The sequence below is a fragment of the Streptomyces sp. NPDC096079 genome (genome assembly GCF_040303145.1).
Lineage (GTDB): Bacteria > Actinomycetota > Actinomycetes > Streptomycetales > Streptomycetaceae > Streptomyces.
Genome location: NZ_JBEOST010000009.1, coordinates 133614 through 150696 on the forward strand (window position 1 = coordinate 133614; position 17083 = coordinate 150696).

Here is a 17083-nt window from a genome sequence, read left to right on the forward strand (position 1 = left end):
CACAGCTCCCTTCGGACGGCCGCCCGTCACAGCTCGACCACGAGCAGCTTGTCGCTGGTCGTCGCGGCGGGCACCGTCTTGCGGGTTCCGTCGACGCCGTAACCGTCGATCTCGTAGGTGTAGGTCGTCGCGGCGGGGTCCTTCAGGGTGACCTTCCACGACTGGTCCTGACCCGCGGTGGCCGGGGTGATCTTGAGCGTCTGCTCCTGCACCTCGTGCGTGGCCGGGTCCTCGTACCGCAGCGAGACGACGACCAGCTTCCACTTGGTCATGTCCAGCGCCGCCGCGGTCACCGACACGTCGAGCAGCGAGCTCTTCACCTCGCCGACCTGGACGGTGCCCTCCTGGCCCACCTGCCACTGGCCCGGAGTGGTCGTCCCGTCGACGTAGGTGATGTCGGCCTTGTACTGGAACTCCCGCTTCTTGGAGGAGGGCAGGTCGACATCCCAGCGCCAGGTCGTGGTGTTGTTGGTGAAGATGTTGGTGCCCTCGCTGTGGTACGAGGCGTCCGGGTCCGCGTACTTGGTGGACAGCACGATCGACTGCAGCGGCGGGAAGAGGCCCTGGGGCACGAAGGTCGCGCTCATGCGGTCCTCGAAGGGCGCGTCGATGAGGAGACGCGAGGCGGAGGTGCGCTGGGGCGGGGTCTTCATGCGGCTGCCGTTCACCAGCAGGAACTCACAGCTGTACTCGTACTCGGGGGACGTCTGGCCGCCGGTGTAGCTGAACCAGCTGTCCTCGACGGTCTGCTGGTTGAGGACGATGGTCTTCGTGGCCGAGGGGAGGTTCACGTTGGGCAGCTTCAGATCGACCTGGACCGCCTGGACCGTCGTCCACGGCACGGTGCCGGCCACCACCTTGACGTCGACGCAGCTCAGCCGGTCGTAACCGAGGATGAGGCTTCTCTCGCGGGTGGGCTGCGGGGCGATGTCGGTGGACGCCTGCGCGGCCTTGTAGTGGAGCCGGCTGGCGTAGGTGAACGTGTCCTTGGGCGCCCCCTGGGCGTCCTTGGCCAGAGTGGTGCGGAAGTAGTACGTCTCGGTGCCCTTGAGGAAGTCGAAGGTCTCCGACTTGGTCTTGACCTCACCGGTGCGGTCGTCGGTCTGCCGGTAGTCGAGGGTCACCTGGATGCCCGCGATCGGGTCGTGCTCGAAGTCGGCGGTCACGCGGACCGGGACCTGGAGGGTGTGGAAGAGAGGCGTGTTGAGGTCGGCCTCGATGAACGCCTTCTCCAGCTCCTGCGGGGTGACCATGGCGACGAGGGCGGCGCTCGGGTACGTGGAGAAGGGCTTGGCGATGTTGCCGTGGAAGGTCATGTCGAAGTCCGACTCGCCCGTCTGCTCGAACTCCGCGAGCCACAGCTGGTTGCCGCCGCTGACGGGCGTACCGGGCGGCTTGAAGTTCTGCATCGGGTCGGTGCCGAGCTTCTCCTTGTCGAGCTGGCCGGTGATGAGCGGCGTGCAGAACATGCTCTTGAGGTACGCCGTCGTGATCTCCAGGACGAAGCTCTCCAACTGCTCGCGCAGTTTGTCGTCCTGCTGGGCGAAGTCGAACTTCGTGTACTCGACGTGGAGGCTGCCGGACAGGTCGTGCAGCTGCTTCAGGCTGGTGATCTGGGGGAACGTGCGGACGGGGACGCCGTTCTCGGTCTCCACGATCGGGGCGCTGTTCTTCAGCTCCCGGTGCACCGCCTCGGAGTGACCGCTGATGGTGACCGTGATCGAGGGGACGCGGGCCACGAACTGGAGGGCGTAGGCCACGTGGGCGGGCAGCTTGCCCGACTTGATCGTCTCCTTGAAGAGCCGGATGCCCTCCTGCCCGAGCGCGATGGAGAAGCTGGCGACGTTCGACTCGGTGAGGGACGGCTTGACCTTGTTGTCCCCGGGCTTGATGAACGTGGGGCCCAGGGCGGACGGGAGGCAGAACTGGACGTCGCCCTCGATCCAGGTGGGGTAGGCGAGTTTCGGTTCACCCGTCACCGGTCCGCGCCACTCCGCCTTGATCTCCCCTTCGGAGGACACCGGCCGGGCGAGCCGGAGCGCCCCCGACAGCACCTGGCTGCGCAGGTACGCGAGGATCTTCTCCCGGTCCTCCTGCCGCACCGTGCACTCGACGGTCAGGGTCATCAGACCGCCCTCGGTCTCGCCGGGCGGCAGGGGGGTGTCGATGCCTGCCATCAGGCTCATGTCCCGCGCGAAGGCGAAGATCGACAGCTCCGGAGTGGTGTTGTCCGGGCCGAGGGCGGCGCGGACGCGCTGCGGAATCATCCAGAACTGGAGGGCGTCCTCGTCGTCCTGGTAGATGTCGACGTGGTTCACGTCGGGAACCACGAACTTGTGGAGCAGGTTCAACATGACGTGCTCTCCTCGCGGGGCTGGTTCAGGCCGGGAGCCGCAGTACGACGATCGGGTCGGTTCCGGGCGTCTCGGGGGTGGTGCGGTGCTCTCCGTCCTGGAGGTAGAAGGTGGAGGTGACGGTGTAGTCGGGCCCGCCCGCGGCGGCGGACCCGTCGTCGGACAGCGGCAACCGCCACGTCTCGCTGGTGGCCCGGCCGGCGGCGAACACCATGTCGTGGGTGGGCTGTTCGCCCGTGGGCACGGGATGGCGGAGGGTGGTCTTCACGAGCTTGACGACCGTGAAGTCCACCAGGTCGGCCACCACCGTCACGTCCAGGACCCGCGACGGCGCGGGCCCGACGTCGAGGGACTGGGAGCCCTCGCCGTCCGTCCAGGGGTCCACGGTGGAGTGCCCGTCCGCGTAGAGGGTCGTCACGCGATGGCGGAAGCGTCCGGGGGCGGTGGGAGCGAGGCCGGTGCGCCAGTCCGCCGTGTCGGTCTCGGGGGTGAGCCGTACGGTGTTCCGGTTGGTGCGTCCCGTGCCGTCCTCGGCCTCCAGGTCGACCTGGAAGGCGCTGATGCCGCCGGACCAGCCGGTCGCGCGCAGCCGGAGCGCCAGCCACCGGTCGAAGGGGGCGGGTACCAGGACGGCCCTGCCCGTGTGCGGCGACCAGTCCCGCACCACGATCTGTCCGTCGGCCAGGTCGTACTCAAGGCGCAGGTCGTAGGGCCGGTTCACCGGGGCGTACACCATCCGCTCGTAGCGCTGAGCCGGGCGGGACGCGTCGAGCCTGAGGGTGTCCTCGACGAGTCCGACGCCGTGGTCGCCGTCCTGGTAGCGGATGCCGGCCTCGACGTGGCCGACCGTCGACCAGTCGACGGCCGCCGTGGTGAGGTCGACCGTCAGCCGTCCGACGTCGTCGACGCTGAGGAGCACGAACTGGTTGTCGGTGCGCAGCTCCGGAAGCTCCAGGGTGGCGCTGGACGCGGCGAAGGTCACCAGCGGGCGCACGGTGATCGTTCTGCCGAGTGCCGGGTCGACCGTCCAGGTGAAGCGGTCGACGGTCTCGTTGTCGGTGAAGACGGCGTCGCGGCGCTTGTCCCCGTAGGAGATCCGGGCGGTGACGGCGGCGATGGTGCCCGCCGCGAAGTCGGCGTTGCAGCGGACCTCGGTGGCTCGCTGGAGGAAGATCGGATCGGAGAGGTCGAGGGCCAGGAAGCAGCCCTCGTCGCGGGTCAGGTCCGGGGGGTCCATCGAGCCCGCGGCGTCGAACGGCCACGGCAGCCCCGCCGCGCCGGTGAACACCGCGTCGATGTCGCCGGTGGGCGGTGTCCCGTGCGGCGGCAGCCAGGGGGCGAGGAACTCCCAGCCCCATGCGACGAACGCCTCCCGCAGCTTCGGGTCGCCGTTCACGGGCCAGTCGAGGACCTCTACGCCGGCCGCGGACGACTGGACGAGCGCCGCCCGTGGGTCGGGGAGGGCGCCGGCCTGCGCCCACTGGGCGGTCACGTCGGCGCTGTGGGCGTACGCGTGCACCGTGCCGTCGGGGATCCTCGCCATGGCGCGCAGCCGGTAGGCGGCCTGGAGCGTGGGCCGTCCGGAGCGCAGCACGTCCCACTCCATGGCGGCGCCCTCCGGCGTCAACGCGGCCTGGAACACCGCCGGGTTGGCCCCGGACAGGGAGGGCTGGACCTGCACCGTCCGTTCCTCGGCCTTCGCCGAGGGGTCGAGGAGGCGCAGGGAGGCCGTGCCGTCCAGCCAGAGGGGGGTGGCGAGTTGGGGTCCGCCCGCCGCCCGGACCGCCGCCGTGTCGCCGCCGTGGGCGCGGGCCGCCGCGAGGGCCTCCTCGCGTTCCTGCGGGCGCAGCGCGAGGTCCGTTTGCACTTCAATGATTCCGCCGTTCAACCTGTCAGGTCCGGAGCGGTACTTGATCAGGGTGAGAATGGCTGCCCCGTCGGGTCCCCGGGCCAGCCGGGGCACGGTCGGGATCGCGTAGAAGGCCTGGTCAAGCTGGTCGTCGGCGTACAGCGACCAGGTCGGCCCGGCGACGAGTGCGGGGAGCCGGAGCACGAGTCTCCACCTTCTTCCGTGCGACCAGGCGGAACGCGCTCTACACTCGATTGTGAGCATACCGACCCAGAAGAGGCAAAATGTCCTCACGTTCCTCTCCCCGGGTCCTCATCGACCGGCACGACCCTCTGACGGTCCGTCTGCTGCCGGGAGAGCCCGCCCTCGACCTCTCGCCCCAGGGCGTCCCCATGGCCAGTCTGGTGATGGCGGGCGACTCCGCGTCCCTGCAGATCAGCGCGCACTGGTGGCCGGACCGCGACGAGACGGACGCCCTCCTCGTGCGCGCCGCCGAGGAGTTGGAGACCTCGCCCGACGCGCTGATGGTCGCGATCGGAGGTGTGGAGGTCCACGGCGTCACGCTGACCGCCCGGGAGGACGGGGGGCACGAGACCGTACTCGCGCGCTCCACGTCGTCCGGTGCTCCGCCGTACACCACGATCCTGACCGCCCCCGTGGAGCCGACCCTGGTCCCCCTCGTGAAGGACGCCCTCTCCGGAGCGGCCGGGAAGCTCTTCGTCCGCTTCGACGCCACCCTGGAGGCCGAGCGGGTCCTGCGGGAGCTGGACGTCGGCCGGGCCCTGAGCACCGCGCCCGCGGCGGAGACGCACACCTTCGCCGTCCCCGATCCGTCACAGGCCCCCGAGCCCGGGCCCGGCCCGCCGGAAGCGCAGCTGCCGCTCCGGGTCTCGGTCCCCGTGGGGGACCCCCCGGTGCGCCGGCTCGATCTGTCCGGCGCCGACGCGGCGGGGGCGCCCTGGACGGTCTCCGTCACCGGCCCGGACACCGCCCCGGCCCGGCTGCCCGCCGGGGACAGCCTGCGCCTCACCGTCCGAGGGGACGACGGATCCTCCTACGCGCGCACGGCCACCCCCGATGCCTCCGGCTGGCTCGTGGACGATCACGCCCTGGGCGTCGTCACCGTCACCTGCGAGGCCCCCGGCCGGGACCAGGGCGCGACCGTCGCCCTTGAGGTCTGGTACCAGCCGGCCGGCGAGGGCCTGCCCGACCACCGCGGCCTCACCCTGACCGCGCCCGCCTGGTCCGCGTCCTGGCGGGTGGCGAGCGGCCGGGACGACCTCGACGGCGAACTCGTCGTCGACGTGTCGGAGACCGACGGCGGCGGCGCGGGCCTCCCGAAGCGCACCGTCCGCTCCACCACCCCCCACATCCGGATCTAGCCGGAGCACCGGCCGGTCCCGGGCCCCAGGAAGGCCACCATGCTCCAGATCGACAAGGCCCAGATGATCGCCGGCGTACAGGTCTACGGCGATCACGAGAACCCCGCGCTGTTCTACGCGGTGCCGCAGCAGCCGACCTTCCGCTGCGACGCCGAGGGGAACCCCGTCTTCATGTACCTGAAGTACCGGCAGCCGAAGGTGCAGCCCTCGGGCAAGACCGGGGGCGGGTTCGCGACCTTCGACACCCAGTTCGCGCTGGACGACGCCACCCGCGCCGTCATCCTGGAGCAGCTGCGCGGCCAGGTGGGGCAGGGCCTCGCCGACCGGGTCGGCCTCGGGACGATCACCTGGGCGACCGGCACCGCCCACCTCAACCTGTCGGAGGTCAGCGGCAACCTCGTCACCAAGGTGTGGAACCCGGTCGGGCCCTCCCTGTACGGCGACAACGTCACCCCGTTCACCCTGGAGCTGCCGGACTTCGGCGCCACCCTGTTCGCCGAGGCCCTCCAGGGCAAGGGCGGCATCGTCCAGGTGTCCTACGGGATGAACGGCTGGGTCATGCTTCCGGCCATCACCGGATACGGCCACTTCTCCTCGACCAAGTTCAAGTCCTTCGTGCAGGACGCCTCCGACGACGCGGGGTGGGGCGACGACACCTTCTCCAACAAGATGGCCGAGGTGGCGACGAGCAACGACGTGATCTACGTCGAGGTGAAGTCCGGCACGGGAGCGAACGCCGACACGGTGGCCAAGATCGAGGAGAGCGTGCGGCGGACCGTCCTCGACATCGCGACCAAGCGGATGGCCGAGCAGATCGAGGGCTACACCGGCGACCGCTCCGTCCTGGAGGACTACGAGACGATCCACCGGGAGTACAGCAACCTGCGCGTCGACGACTTCACGATGACGGTCAACCAGCAGACCGCGGTGCTCTGGCCGTTCAATCCGCAGGGCACCCTGCCGAACATCACCAACATGGTCGACAAGAAGGGCCAGCCGGTGCTCTGGTCCGACCACTACCGCGAGATCGACCTGGACGACCCCTTCTTCCGCTCGTTCTCCGTGCCCGTGCGGGTGAACGCCGACTACGGAGCCGAGCGGCCGGTGCACAGCGTGGACGTGCACGTGGAGTACCGGGGCGACAAGGTGGAGGCGGCCGACTACCACTTCGACAAGCCCGAACAGACGGAGACGTTCGCCGCCTACGTCACGGGCGACTCCCGGGAGTACCAGCACTCCTACACGGTCAACTACAAGGGTTCGTCGGCCGTGTACGCGTCCCCCCTCGCCCCGCACACCGGGCCGCTCACCATCAACGCCGACGACCTGGGCGTGCTCGAACTGCACGTGCTGCCCGGCAACCTCGACTTCAAGTCCGTGGAGTCCGCCACCGTCAGCATCGAGTACACGCCGTCCAACGGCCCCGCGATCACCGATCAGGTCGTGTTCACCGCGGCGAACAGCACCGAGCAGACCCTCAGCCACGTCATCGGGGAGAAGCGCGACCGGCCCGTGCGGTACAAGGTGGACTACCGGACCAAGGGGGACGCCTTCCAGGACGACTGGAAGGAGACGACCGGCAAGCGCATCTACCTGAGCTCGCCCTTCAACGACATCCGCCCGTTCCGCGTCGTCGCCGTCGGCGACCTGGCCGGCACGATCGACTCCATCCTCGTCGACGTCCGCTACGAGGACCCCCAGAGCGGCTACAGCTGGTCCGAGAGCAAGCAGCTGAACGCGACCGACTCCTACTGGAACTGCCCCATCCAGGTGCGCGACGCCCAGGCCGGCACGCTGACCTACGGCGGCCTGGTGCGCTACAAGAACGGCAGCGTCCGCGAGATCCCGGAGACCGTGACCGAGGAGACCACCGTCGAGGTCGGGGACATGGTCGGAACGGTGATCAGCGTCTTCGTCGCCCCGGACCTCGTCGACTGGACCGCCGTCGACCTGGTCAAGGTCGTCCTGACCGTCGACGGCGGAGCCCCGGCCCAGGAGCAGGTCAAGAGCACCCTCGTACGCCAGACGGCCGGCCCCCCGCCGCCCGTGGTCTTCTCGCTGCCCGAGGCCACCACGAAGGACTTCTCCTGGACCGCCACGTACTACTTCAAGGACGGCACCAGCGCCACCACCCCGCCGGCCACGACCGCGGACACCAACGTGCTGCTGCCGCGCCGTCCCGGTACCGCCTAGGAGCCGCCGCCATGCTCTCGCTCGCTCCGCCCTTCCTCATGGTCGACGGGTTCAGCCTCTTCCCGGACCACGCCGACCCGCTCCAGTGGTACTACCTGCCCATGGGACCGTCGATCGCCGTCCGCAGCGAGGGAGGGGCGCCGGTGCCGGTCTTCTCGCTGCTGCAGTTCCGCGGGGAGCAGGACACCATCACCGGAGGACTGCTGAACTTCGACGTCGTGCTCGGGCCGCCCACCGACCGGCTCGACAGCGTCCTCGACGGGGTCGCGGGGCAGATCCAGTCCCAGCTGGACCTGCCCGAGCGCCCGCGCAGACCCGTCCCGGTGCCGCTGGAGAGCGGCACCGTCAAACTGGTCCTCCTCGACAGCGAGAGCGGCGCGGCGGCCGACGACTCGCGTTTCGTCGAGCGCATCATCCACCAGGCGCAGCCCAGCCTGTACGGGGTCAACCAGGCCGCCTTCTCGGCCGTGCTCGACGCCCGCGGGTCGACCCTGCTGGCGAGCTGCCTGGACGGGGCCGTGGCACCCATCGGCGTCGTGTACGCGCTGGAGTTCCTCGGACTGCGTCCCGCCTACACGGTGACCCTGAACATCCGCTGGGACCAGCTGAAGGAACGCCTCGACAAGACCTTCGGCGTGGAGGGCGTGTTCGTCTCGTCGCAGATCACCGAGCAGCTGGACAGGCTCAAGGACGAACGGGTCATCGACATCCAGGACGACCTGTTCGTGCCCGAGGGCGAGGCCGGCAAGTCGGTGATCGCCGGCCACGACCGGGCGGTGTCGGCGGTCTACGACATGATCACCGACTCGTTCTTCGAGGCCGCCCTCGCACCCCGGCCGGCCCCCGACGGCTGGGACCGCGCCGCCGCGTTCGCCAACGAGTTCGGCCGCGTCGCCATGACCGGCGGCCTGTCCCTCGCCGGCACCTACACCTACCGCCGCGTCTCCTCCGTCCAGGAGGTGCAGAAGCGCCTCGACGTCCGCATGGGCCAGCGCACCGCCGTCCGCAGGACCGTCTACCCGCAGGGGCACCTGAGCGGCATCGCCGCCCTGATCGCCGCCTCCGGACGCCCGCAGAGCGACTTCACCCGACGGGTGACGGTCGACGACCCGTGGTTCGCCCGCCGCAAGGTGAAGGTGGTCTCGCGCGCCGACTTCAGCACCGGGTTCCTCACCTCGGTGGGCGTCGACCTGCGCTACGGGGACGACACCAAGGCCGTCCTCCTCGACGGGGTGAACAACGCCGGCGAGGTCGACTGGGCCAGCAGGCTGGACGGCGGCGCGATGGTGAGACCGGTGGCCGTGGACGTCGACTACCACCTGGCGAAGCCCGCCGGCTGGGTCCTCCCGGACCGGCTGACCGTCCACGACACCACCGAGACGGAGATCGCCGAGATCCGCCCCGGCGACACCTTCGGCCTCCGCCCCGTCCTGATCCGAGCGGACGGCGTCCCCTGGGAGCGCTGGCGGTCCGTCATGGTCGAACTGCGCTACCAGGACGCGGCCTCCGGAGTGTCGGGGGAGTACGTCCTCGACCTCGACCCGGAGCATCCGCTGTGGCAGTGGCCGCTCTTCGTCGTCGGCTCGGCGACGCCGGTCACGTACGGCTACCGCCTCACCTATCACGGGATCGACCGCCCGGACACGGTGCGCGAGTGGACGGAGACGGACGACCTCGAGGTGAGGGTGGGCGATCCCTTCCCCGACAGCCACACCGTGACGGTCCGTCCCCTGGTCGCCTGGGCGACCGTGAGCACGGTCCTCGTCGACCTGCTGTACGAGGACCCGGCCCACCAGGTGCGGCAGGAGGCGTCCCTGGAGTTCACCAGCGAGAAGGGCGGCGCCCAGACGTTCGTCGTGGGCCTGAAGGACCCCGGCCTGCGCCGCGTCACCTACCGCGTCACCCTGCTCCACACCGACGGGCACATGAGCACCGTTCCGGAATCCTCGACCGGAAGCACCACGCTGATCGTCGCCGCCGACATGCCCGCCCACCAGGCCGTGGTCGTCCGCGTGGACACCAAGGCCGCGGAGGAGGCCGGCCTCCGGGAGACGAAGGTCGAGTTCGCGCAGCCGGGCACCGAGACGGCCACCGCTTCGTACTCCTTCATCCGCGGCTCCGCACCGGTCGTGCACGAGTTCGACGTGACGGGGGCACCGGGATTCCGCTACCGGGTGGTCCGGATCGACACCAGCGGGATGAGCCGGGTCGGGGCGTGGACCGACGCCAACCTGCCCGTTCTCGACGTCGTCCCCGGCGCCTGACGGTACGACTGGAGGGCTTCCTCATGCTGCAACTGGGCACCACATCGTGGCTCGTCGACGGCGTGGAGGTGTTCCCCGATCACGCGGACCCCAACCAGTTCTGGTACCTCCCCGCCCCCGTCACCCTCGCCCAGGGGGACCAGGGGCCCGTCTTCACCCTCATCACCTGGCGCGACAAGGCGGGCGCCGCCGACTCCGTCGGGGGCGGCTTCCTGATGTTCCAGACCGCCCTGAGGCTCGACGCGGAGGCCGAGTCCCGGCTGCGGAGCCGGCTGGCCGAGCGCGCCCCGGGGACGGTCAAACTCTCCGTCGTGCCGTACGACGAGGGCGACGTCCAGTGCGTCGCCCTGGACGTCCAGGGCGCCGGCGGAACGCAGAACACGCTCCCGCCGGGCGCGTTCCGCGCGGTCGAGACGATCCTCGGAGCGGCCGTGCCCTCGCTGTACGGGGACAACACGGCCATGTTCAGCCTGCGGCTCAGCGCGGAGGGCGCGACGCTCCTCAAGCAGGTCTTCCGCGCGGGCGGCACCCCCGTCGGCGTCATCTACCGGCTGCGGTTCACCGCACTGCGCCCCGCCCTGTCCGTCACGATCACCGCCAACATGCACCGCGTCTACAGCGAACTGTCGGCCGGGATCGAAGCCCAGATCTACTGGGCCCGCGTGGGCCTCGAAGCCGCGTTCCAGAGGCTCCGCCAGACCGGGGTCATCCACATCGACATCAAGGAGTTCACCACCGAGGCGGACAACGAGCAGAAGATCCAGTGGGCGCTGGACACGTTCATGAACCGGGTGCTCGCCCAGTGGTTCGAACCCTCCCTCAGCCCCCGGGACCTGCCCTCGCCGACCGGCGTCGCGACCGGCAGCCAGGCGGGCCCGGTGACCCGGGCGCCCGCGCCGGCCGTCGGCGGGTCCCCGGCGGCGGGCCGGGTGACGGCCCCGCCGCCCACGGGAGGCGTCGTCCCCCCGAAGCTCCCGCCGGGCGCCGGACCGGTCACCCCGCCCGGAGCGGGGGCGCTCCCCCCGGCGGCACCCGCCAACCCGGGCCCCGTGCGGCCGCCCGGCACGCCGCCGCCCGGGTCTCCGCCGCCCGGCGCGCCGACATCGCCCGGGGCGCCGCCGCCCGGCGCACCGCCGCCCGCCGCTGCGCCCCCCGCAGCGCCCGCCGCCCCGGCCCCGCTGATCGCCGTCACCCTGCCGCCGCTGCCCACCCCTCCGCCGCCGCCCGTGACCCTCACGCCCCAGCCCGCGCCGGCACCCCAGAAGGCGGCCGCGGCGGCCCCCGCGACGGCACCGAAACCGTCCCCGGCCCCGAAGACACCCCCGGCGGGCACCCCCGCGGCGGCCGGCGGCGTGAACCCCTCGATCCTGACCTTCCGGCTGCGCTACGGCCTGCAGATCGAGGACAAGCAGGTCTCGTTCACCTACGACCGGGCCGAGGCCGTGCAGCGCACGTACGCGCCCCAGGGATTCCTCGGCGTCCTCGCCGCGGACCTGAACGGGCCGCCGCACGTCATCGACGTCGACCTCGACGACCCCTTCTTCCGGACCCTCACCGTGCGCCTGGCCGGTGACGTCGACTTCGCCGCCCTCGGCCTCACGAGCATCGCCGTGACCGTCCGCTACGGCAGGGCCGAGGACCCCGGCGGAACACGCTCCGCCGACCGCCTCGCGGACGCCGCCGCCCCGCACCCCGAACCCGTCAGCTTCTTCCTGGACAGCGTGGGCGACACCTCGTACGCCTACCGGATCGAGTACCACTTCGCAGCGGATTCGGGCTGGCAGGGACGGGAGCTCACCGTGGTGCGGGAGGGGCGCGACGACCAGTACGCCCTGTCCATCGACCCGCACCGGTTCCTGGGCTTCCTCCGGGTGGAGATCGCACCGCACGACATCGACGCCCAGCTGGTCCGGGAGACCCGCGTCGAGCTGACCAGGAAGGAACCCGACGGAACCGAACTGCGGGACACCCGCACCCTGTTGCCCGGCGACCCGCCCTCCGAGTGGAAGGTCCGCACGGCCGACCCCGCCGACCTCGCCTACACCTACCGGCTCGTCCACACCATGACCGACGGCTCCGTGGTCACCTGCGACCCCGTCACCACGAGTGCCACCCGCCTGCCGGTCAACGACCCCTACCCCGGGCAGCTCGACATCGACCTGGTCCCGGACTGGAGCACGGCCCCCGTCCAGAAGGTCTTCGTGGACCTGCGCTACGCCGACCCGGCCGCCGGCTACCAGCGGGAGCAGCGCATCGAGCTGGACGCCGCGCAGACCGCCACCCGCCGCGCCTGGTTCGCCCTGCCCGACCCGCAGAAGCGCGAGTTCTCCCATCGCTTCACGTTCGTACGCGCCGACGGCAGCACGTCCGCGACGGAGTACGTGACGACGACGGACTCGCTGGTCCTGGTACGGCCCCCGTGACCGCGGGGCTGCCGCCCGCCCTGCGCCGGGCGCTGCCGCTGCTCGGACCGGGGGCCCGCCGGTGGCTGCCGAGACTCCTGGAACCCGTCGCGGCGACCCCCGGTGACGACCGGTGGCGGCGCAGCCTGCTGACCCCCGAGCGGTTCCCGGTGGAACTGAGCGTGTCCACGGCCTCGCCCCACACCGACCGCTACGCCACCGAGTTCGTCGCGCCGGACCGTCCTCCCGGGACCAGACTGGCGGCCGGCCTCGCACGGCTCGACCGGATCGGGCTGCCACCGCCGGACCCCCGGCTCACCGCCCTCCTGCTGGACGCCCACCGCCGCCATCCCGTCGTCTGGGGGACCTGGCTGGCCGGCCGGCACGACCCGCGCGGCGACCGCTTCAAGCTCTACGCGGAGGTCCCGAAGGCGGCCGCCGTGCCGCTCGAACGCGAGGTGGCCCGCCTCGTCGGCGCCCGGCCGTTCCCGCTGCCCGAGGCCCGGCTCCGCCTGGTGGGCATCGACCTGACGACCGGCGCGGTCGAGCGCTACCACCGGGTGGGCCGCCTCACGGCCGCCGACCTGCGCCTCCTGACGCCGCGTGACCTCGATCCCGGACGGGACTGCCTCGTCGAGGCCGTCCGTGACCTGCTCGGGAGACCGGCCGCCGACGAACTCCCCGGATGCAACGTGAACGTGAGCCTCGCCCCCGGCGCCCTCAGTGTGTCGGCCCCGGCGCTGAGTTGGCTCGGCGCGTGCCCCGAGGCCCGCACCAGGCTCCTGGACCACGCCGCCCGGCACGGACACGACCTGCGCCGCTACGCCGCCCTGACGGCGACGCCGCCCGGGACGCACCGCAACCGCCACGGGATCGTCACCCTGACGGCCCAGTCCGGCCCCACCGTGCACCTGACCATCGGCTTCAGCCCCTGACCTTCGGGCATGCGACGGCGCATCGAACACGGCGGGGCGGGGCGGAATCGCGACGGTGCGGTCGGTACGGACCCGGTCCGCCGGGTCAGGCGGGGAGGGCCTGCTCCGCCCAGATGACCTTGCCCTCGCGGTGGTGGCGGGTGCCCCAGCGCTCGGTGAGCTGGGCGACGAGCAGCAGCCCGCGGCCGCCCTCGTCGAAGGTCCGGGCCCGGCGCAGATGCGGTGCGGTACTGCCGGCGTCGGAGACCTCGACGGTGAGCGTGGACTGGAGGATCAGGCGCAGCCGGACGGGCGGCTTGCCGTACCTGATCGCGTTCGTCACCAGCTCGCTGACCGCGAGCTCCGTGGTGAAGGCGAGCTCCTCCATGCCCCAGGCGGCGAGCCGCTCGGTGGTGAAGGCCCGGGCCCCGGCGACGGCCGCGGGGTCGGACGGGAGGTCGAGCGTGGCGACGTGGTCCGGGTCGAGCGCACGCGTGCGCGCCACCAGGAGGGCGACGTCGTCCGCGGGGCGGTCGGGCGCGAGGGTGGCCAGCAGCCGGTCGCAGATCTCCTCCGGACCCTCCGGCGCCTCGGCGAGGACGGCGCTCAGCGCGGCGCGCCCGGCGTCCACGTCGCGGGTACGGCTCTGGGTGAGGCCGTCGGTGTACAGCGCGAGGAGGCTGTCCTCCGCCAGGGTCACCTGGGCCGTCTCGAAGGGCAGTCCGCCCAGCCCCAGGGGCGGCCCGATCGGCGGCTCGGACAGGTCGCCGCCGTCGGTGCCCGGGGGGTGCCCCATGATCGGGAGCACGTGCCCCGCGCTCGCCAGCGAGCAGACCCGGGAGACCGGGTCGTACACGGCGTACAGGCAGGTGGCGCTGAGTTCGCCGAGGCCGTGGCCCTCCTCGCGCTGCATCCGGATGACCACGTCGTCGAGGTGGGTGAGGAGTTCGTCGGGCGCCAGGTCGATGTCGGCGAAGGCCCGGACGGCCGTGCGGAGCCGGCCCATGGTGGCGGCGGCGTGCAGCCCGTGGCCGACGACGTCGCCCACGACGAGCGCGACGCGGGCTCCGGACAGCGGGATGACGTCGTACCAGTCGCCGCCCACGCCCGCCCGGGAGCCGCTGGGCAGGTAGCGGGAGGCCACGTACACCGCCGACTGCTCCGCCGTGTGCCGGGGGAGCAGGCTGCGCTGGAGGGTGAGCGCGGTGAGCCGTTCGTGGGTGTACCGGCGCGCGTTGTCGATCGACACCGCCGCCCGGGCGGTGATCTCCTGGGCGAGGTGCAGGTCGTCGTCGTCGAACGGTGCCGTGCCGGGGCCCCGGAGGAACCGGACGAGCCCCAGGACGGTCCCGCGTGCCTGGAGGGGGAGCAGGAGCACCGAGGGAAAGACGTCGTCGGCGCCCTCCGCCGCCCGTCCGTCCCGCGCCTCGGCGGTGTGCCGGGCGGGCGTGCCCGTGGCCAGCGCGCGGTCGGGCGCGGACCTCGGAGGGAAGTGGTGGACCCCGCCGGTGGGTGCCGCGAACGACGTCCCCCGGACGGCGAGCTGGGCGATGCGCCGGAGCGGGAGTCCGGTCCCGGGGTGCGGGGGCGGACCGTCCTCGTGGAGGGCCGACTCCAGGAGGTCGACGGTGACCGCGTCGGCGAAGTCCTCCGTGCCGACCTCGGCCAGTTCCTCGGCGGTACGGGTGAGGTCGAGGGTGCTGCCGATCCGCCGGCTCGCCTCCGCCGCCAGGGCGAGCCTCCGCCGCAGTCGCCGGTCCCGTTCCTCCTGGTAGGCGCCGACGACCTGCTCCGAGCCGCGGTCGACGTACGCGAACCCCTCCCGGGTGAGCCGGATGGCGGCGGCGTTGACCAGCTCCGCGTCGTCGGTCAGCCGGGGCGCCTCGGCCTGGAGCTGCTGGAGCAGGGCGAGGTGGCCGATCCGGTACGCCCGGAGCAGCGTGCTGAGCGACAGCCCCCGCCGGGCGAAGGCCCGGGCGAGTTCGAGGGCTTCCGGGGGCGTCGGGGTCTCCGAGGCGTCCGTGCCGTGTTCCAGGACGTCGAGGAAGGCGGTGACGTGACCGGCCGTCTCGGTCACCGCCATGGCGGACAGGTCCTCGTGCTCCCACAGCTCCGGGAGCTCCTGGCGGAGCCGGGTGAGCAGCACGTCGACCGACTGGTCCGTCCGCGGCCTGAGCTCCCGGGCGAGCCGGCGGAGGAACTGCTCTGCGTCGGTCCCCATACGGAAAGTCTGCGGAAGGGGTGCGACGGGTGCCACCCGAGGCCGGTCCCGCCGGGCCGGGACCGGCGGGCCGGTGCTGGCGAGGTCCTCGACGCCGCGGGCCGGGCGGGTCCTGGCGAGGTCCTCGAACCCGCGGTCCGGGCCGGTGCTGGCGAGGTCCTCGACGCCGCCGTCCGGGCGGGTGGACGGACCATCCCACGGGCCGGGTGGACGGACCGCCTTCCTCCGCCCGTCGCCGGAGTCCCCTCTCCCCCTCACACCCGATGAGCCCCGGGCGTCGCCGCGTCCTGCGTCGTCCATGTCCTCGTCCTCCCCTCCTTCCGGGACGGCTTCGACCGCCGGGGACTCCTGTGGTGCGCCCACGGCGGACTCCCCGGCCACCGGAGGGGCGTCGTCGTGCGACGCGGGTGCTCAGGGCGTGAGCACCAGGCGGATCGGGTCGCCGACCTTGTTCTCCAGGCGGGCGACCGCCTCGGCCGCCTCGGCCAGCGGCACGTGGGCCGTGACGGACGGGGCCAGGTCGATGCGTCCGGCCGAGGCCAGGCCGACGAGCTGCTCGACGTGCTCGGGCTCGGAGCCGTAATGGCCGCGGACCTGGTTGACGTTGAAGCAGAAGCCGATGCTGTCGGCGATCGTGACCGGCTCCGGGGTGAGCCCGGCGAGGACGAGCGAACCGAACGGGCCGAGGACCGACGCGGCCTGGGCGCGGGCCGCGCCCACGCCGGCGAAGTCGAAGGCGACGTCGAGGCCGCGTCCGGCCGTCGCCTCCCGCACCGCCTCGGCGAAGTCCGGGGCGAGCGGGTCGAGGGCGAGGTCCGCGCCGAAGAGCAGGGCCCGCTCGCGGGCCGAGGGCAGCGGATCGATCGCGAGGATCGGGGCCGCGCCGACCATCCGGGCCAGCCGCACGGCGTGGGCGCCGAGGCCGCCCGCGCCCCAGATGCCGACCGACTGGGCGGGGCGGACCGCGCCGGTGCCCACGATCGCGGCGTACGGGGTGGACACCGCGTCGGGGATGATCGCGGCCTGGTCGAAGGGCAGGTCGTCCGGGATGGGGAGCAGGGTGCCCTCGCGGGCGATCGTGTACTGCGCCCAGCCGCCGTCGTAGTCCAGACCGCGGGTGAGCGGACGGTGGCACATCATGCGGCGCAGGCAGCCGGGGCAGTCGCCGCAGGCCTCGCCGGCCTGGAGGACCACGCGTTGCCCGGGCGTCCAGTCGCCCTTCACGTCCGGGCCGAGGGTGTGGACGACACCGGCGACCTCGTGGCCGAGGGTGACGGCGCCCGCCTTCGTGACCGCGTCGGTGGGGAAGAAGGGGCTCAGGCTGCCGTCGATCAGGTGGACGTCCGACAGGCACACGCCCGCGGCCCGCACCTCGACGAGGACCTCGCCCGGGCCGGGGACCGGGACGGCGACCTCTTCGACCGCGAAGGAGCGGGTGTCCAGACGGAGCCGTCCGGCGAGCATCGTGCTGCTCATGAGGGGACCTCGATTTCTCTCGCATGAC

The 17083-nt window shown here is 72.3% G+C and carries 9 protein-coding genes; 5 read left to right on the forward strand and 4 right to left on the reverse strand.

The features are described from left to right. Positions 1-26: 26 nt before the first annotated feature. Together ABTY59_RS19990 and ABTY59_RS19995 are read right to left on the reverse strand one after the other, a co-directional pair. Complete coding sequence (locus ABTY59_RS19990; protein ID WP_352020320.1) at positions 27-2354, reverse strand: hypothetical protein; 2328 nt, start codon at positions 2352-2354, stop codon at positions 27-29. Between the two features lie 25 nt (positions 2355-2379). After that, positions 2380-4407, reverse strand: coding sequence for a hypothetical protein (locus ABTY59_RS19995; protein WP_352020321.1), 2028 nt, complete (start codon positions 4405-4407; stop codon positions 2380-2382). Between the two features lie 80 nt (positions 4408-4487). Between ABTY59_RS19995 and ABTY59_RS20000 the strand changes: the two genes are divergently transcribed. The 5 genes from ABTY59_RS20000 to ABTY59_RS20020 are packed head-to-tail and all read left to right on the forward strand — an operon-like array spanning position 4488 to position 13379. Further along, positions 4488-5585, forward strand: coding sequence for a hypothetical protein (locus ABTY59_RS20000; protein WP_352020322.1), 1098 nt, complete (start codon positions 4488-4490; stop codon positions 5583-5585). A 39-nt stretch (positions 5586-5624) separates the two neighbouring features. After that, positions 5625-7778 carry a hypothetical protein gene (locus ABTY59_RS20005; RefSeq protein ID WP_352020323.1) on the forward strand — a complete coding sequence of 718 codons (2154 nt, stop codon included), beginning with the start codon at positions 5625-5627 and terminating at the stop codon, positions 7776-7778. 11 nt (positions 7779-7789) lie between these two features. Further along, positions 7790-10042: a hypothetical protein gene (locus ABTY59_RS20010; RefSeq protein WP_352020324.1), complete on the forward strand. Its 2253-nt coding sequence runs from the start codon at positions 7790-7792 to the stop codon at positions 10040-10042. A gap of 23 nt (positions 10043-10065) precedes the next feature. Beyond that, on the forward strand, positions 10066-12465 hold the full coding sequence (locus ABTY59_RS20015) for a hypothetical protein (RefSeq protein WP_352020325.1): 2400 nt from the start codon (positions 10066-10068) through the stop codon (positions 12463-12465). Beyond that, a complete protein-coding gene (locus ABTY59_RS20020; protein ID WP_352020326.1) occupies positions 12462-13379 on the forward strand; it encodes a hypothetical protein in 918 nt (305 codons plus the stop codon). Before ABTY59_RS20015 ends, ABTY59_RS20020 begins: the two co-directional genes overlap by 4 nt. An 85-nt stretch (positions 13380-13464) precedes the next feature. Here the strand turns inward: ABTY59_RS20020 and ABTY59_RS20025 are convergent, their stop codons facing one another. Beyond that, a complete protein-coding gene (locus tag ABTY59_RS20025; protein ID WP_352020327.1) occupies positions 13465-15579 on the reverse strand; it encodes an ATP-binding SpoIIE family protein phosphatase in 2115 nt (704 codons plus the stop codon). A 411-nt stretch (positions 15580-15990) separates the two neighbouring features. After that, complete coding sequence (locus tag ABTY59_RS20030; RefSeq protein ID WP_352020328.1) at positions 15991-17055, reverse strand: zinc-binding dehydrogenase; 1065 nt, start codon at positions 17053-17055, stop codon at positions 15991-15993. Positions 17056-17083 lie beyond the last annotated feature (28 nt).

Bases quoted from the DNA above. Each gene is read 5' to 3' on its own strand.
- ABTY59_RS20030 (WP_352020328.1), bottom strand. From the start codon at position 17,055: ATGAGCAGCACGATGCTCGCCGGACGGCTCCGTCTGGACACCCGCTCC.
- ABTY59_RS20010 (WP_352020324.1), top strand. From the start codon at position 7,790: ATGCTCTCGCTCGCTCCGCCCTTCCTCATGGTCGACGGGTTCAGCCTC.
- ABTY59_RS20015 (WP_352020325.1), top strand. From the start codon at position 10,066: ATGCTGCAACTGGGCACCACATCGTGGCTCGTCGACGGCGTGGAGGTG.
- ABTY59_RS20005 (WP_352020323.1), top strand. From the start codon at position 5,625: ATGCTCCAGATCGACAAGGCCCAGATGATCGCCGGCGTACAGGTCTAC.
- ABTY59_RS20000 (WP_352020322.1), top strand. From the start codon at position 4,488: ATGTCCTCACGTTCCTCTCCCCGGGTCCTCATCGACCGGCACGACCCT.
- ABTY59_RS20025 (WP_352020327.1), bottom strand. From the start codon at position 15,579: ATGGGGACCGACGCAGAGCAGTTCCTCCGCCGGCTCGCCCGGGAGCTC.
- ABTY59_RS19990 (WP_352020320.1), bottom strand. From the start codon at position 2,354: ATGTTGAACCTGCTCCACAAGTTCGTGGTTCCCGACGTGAACCACGTC.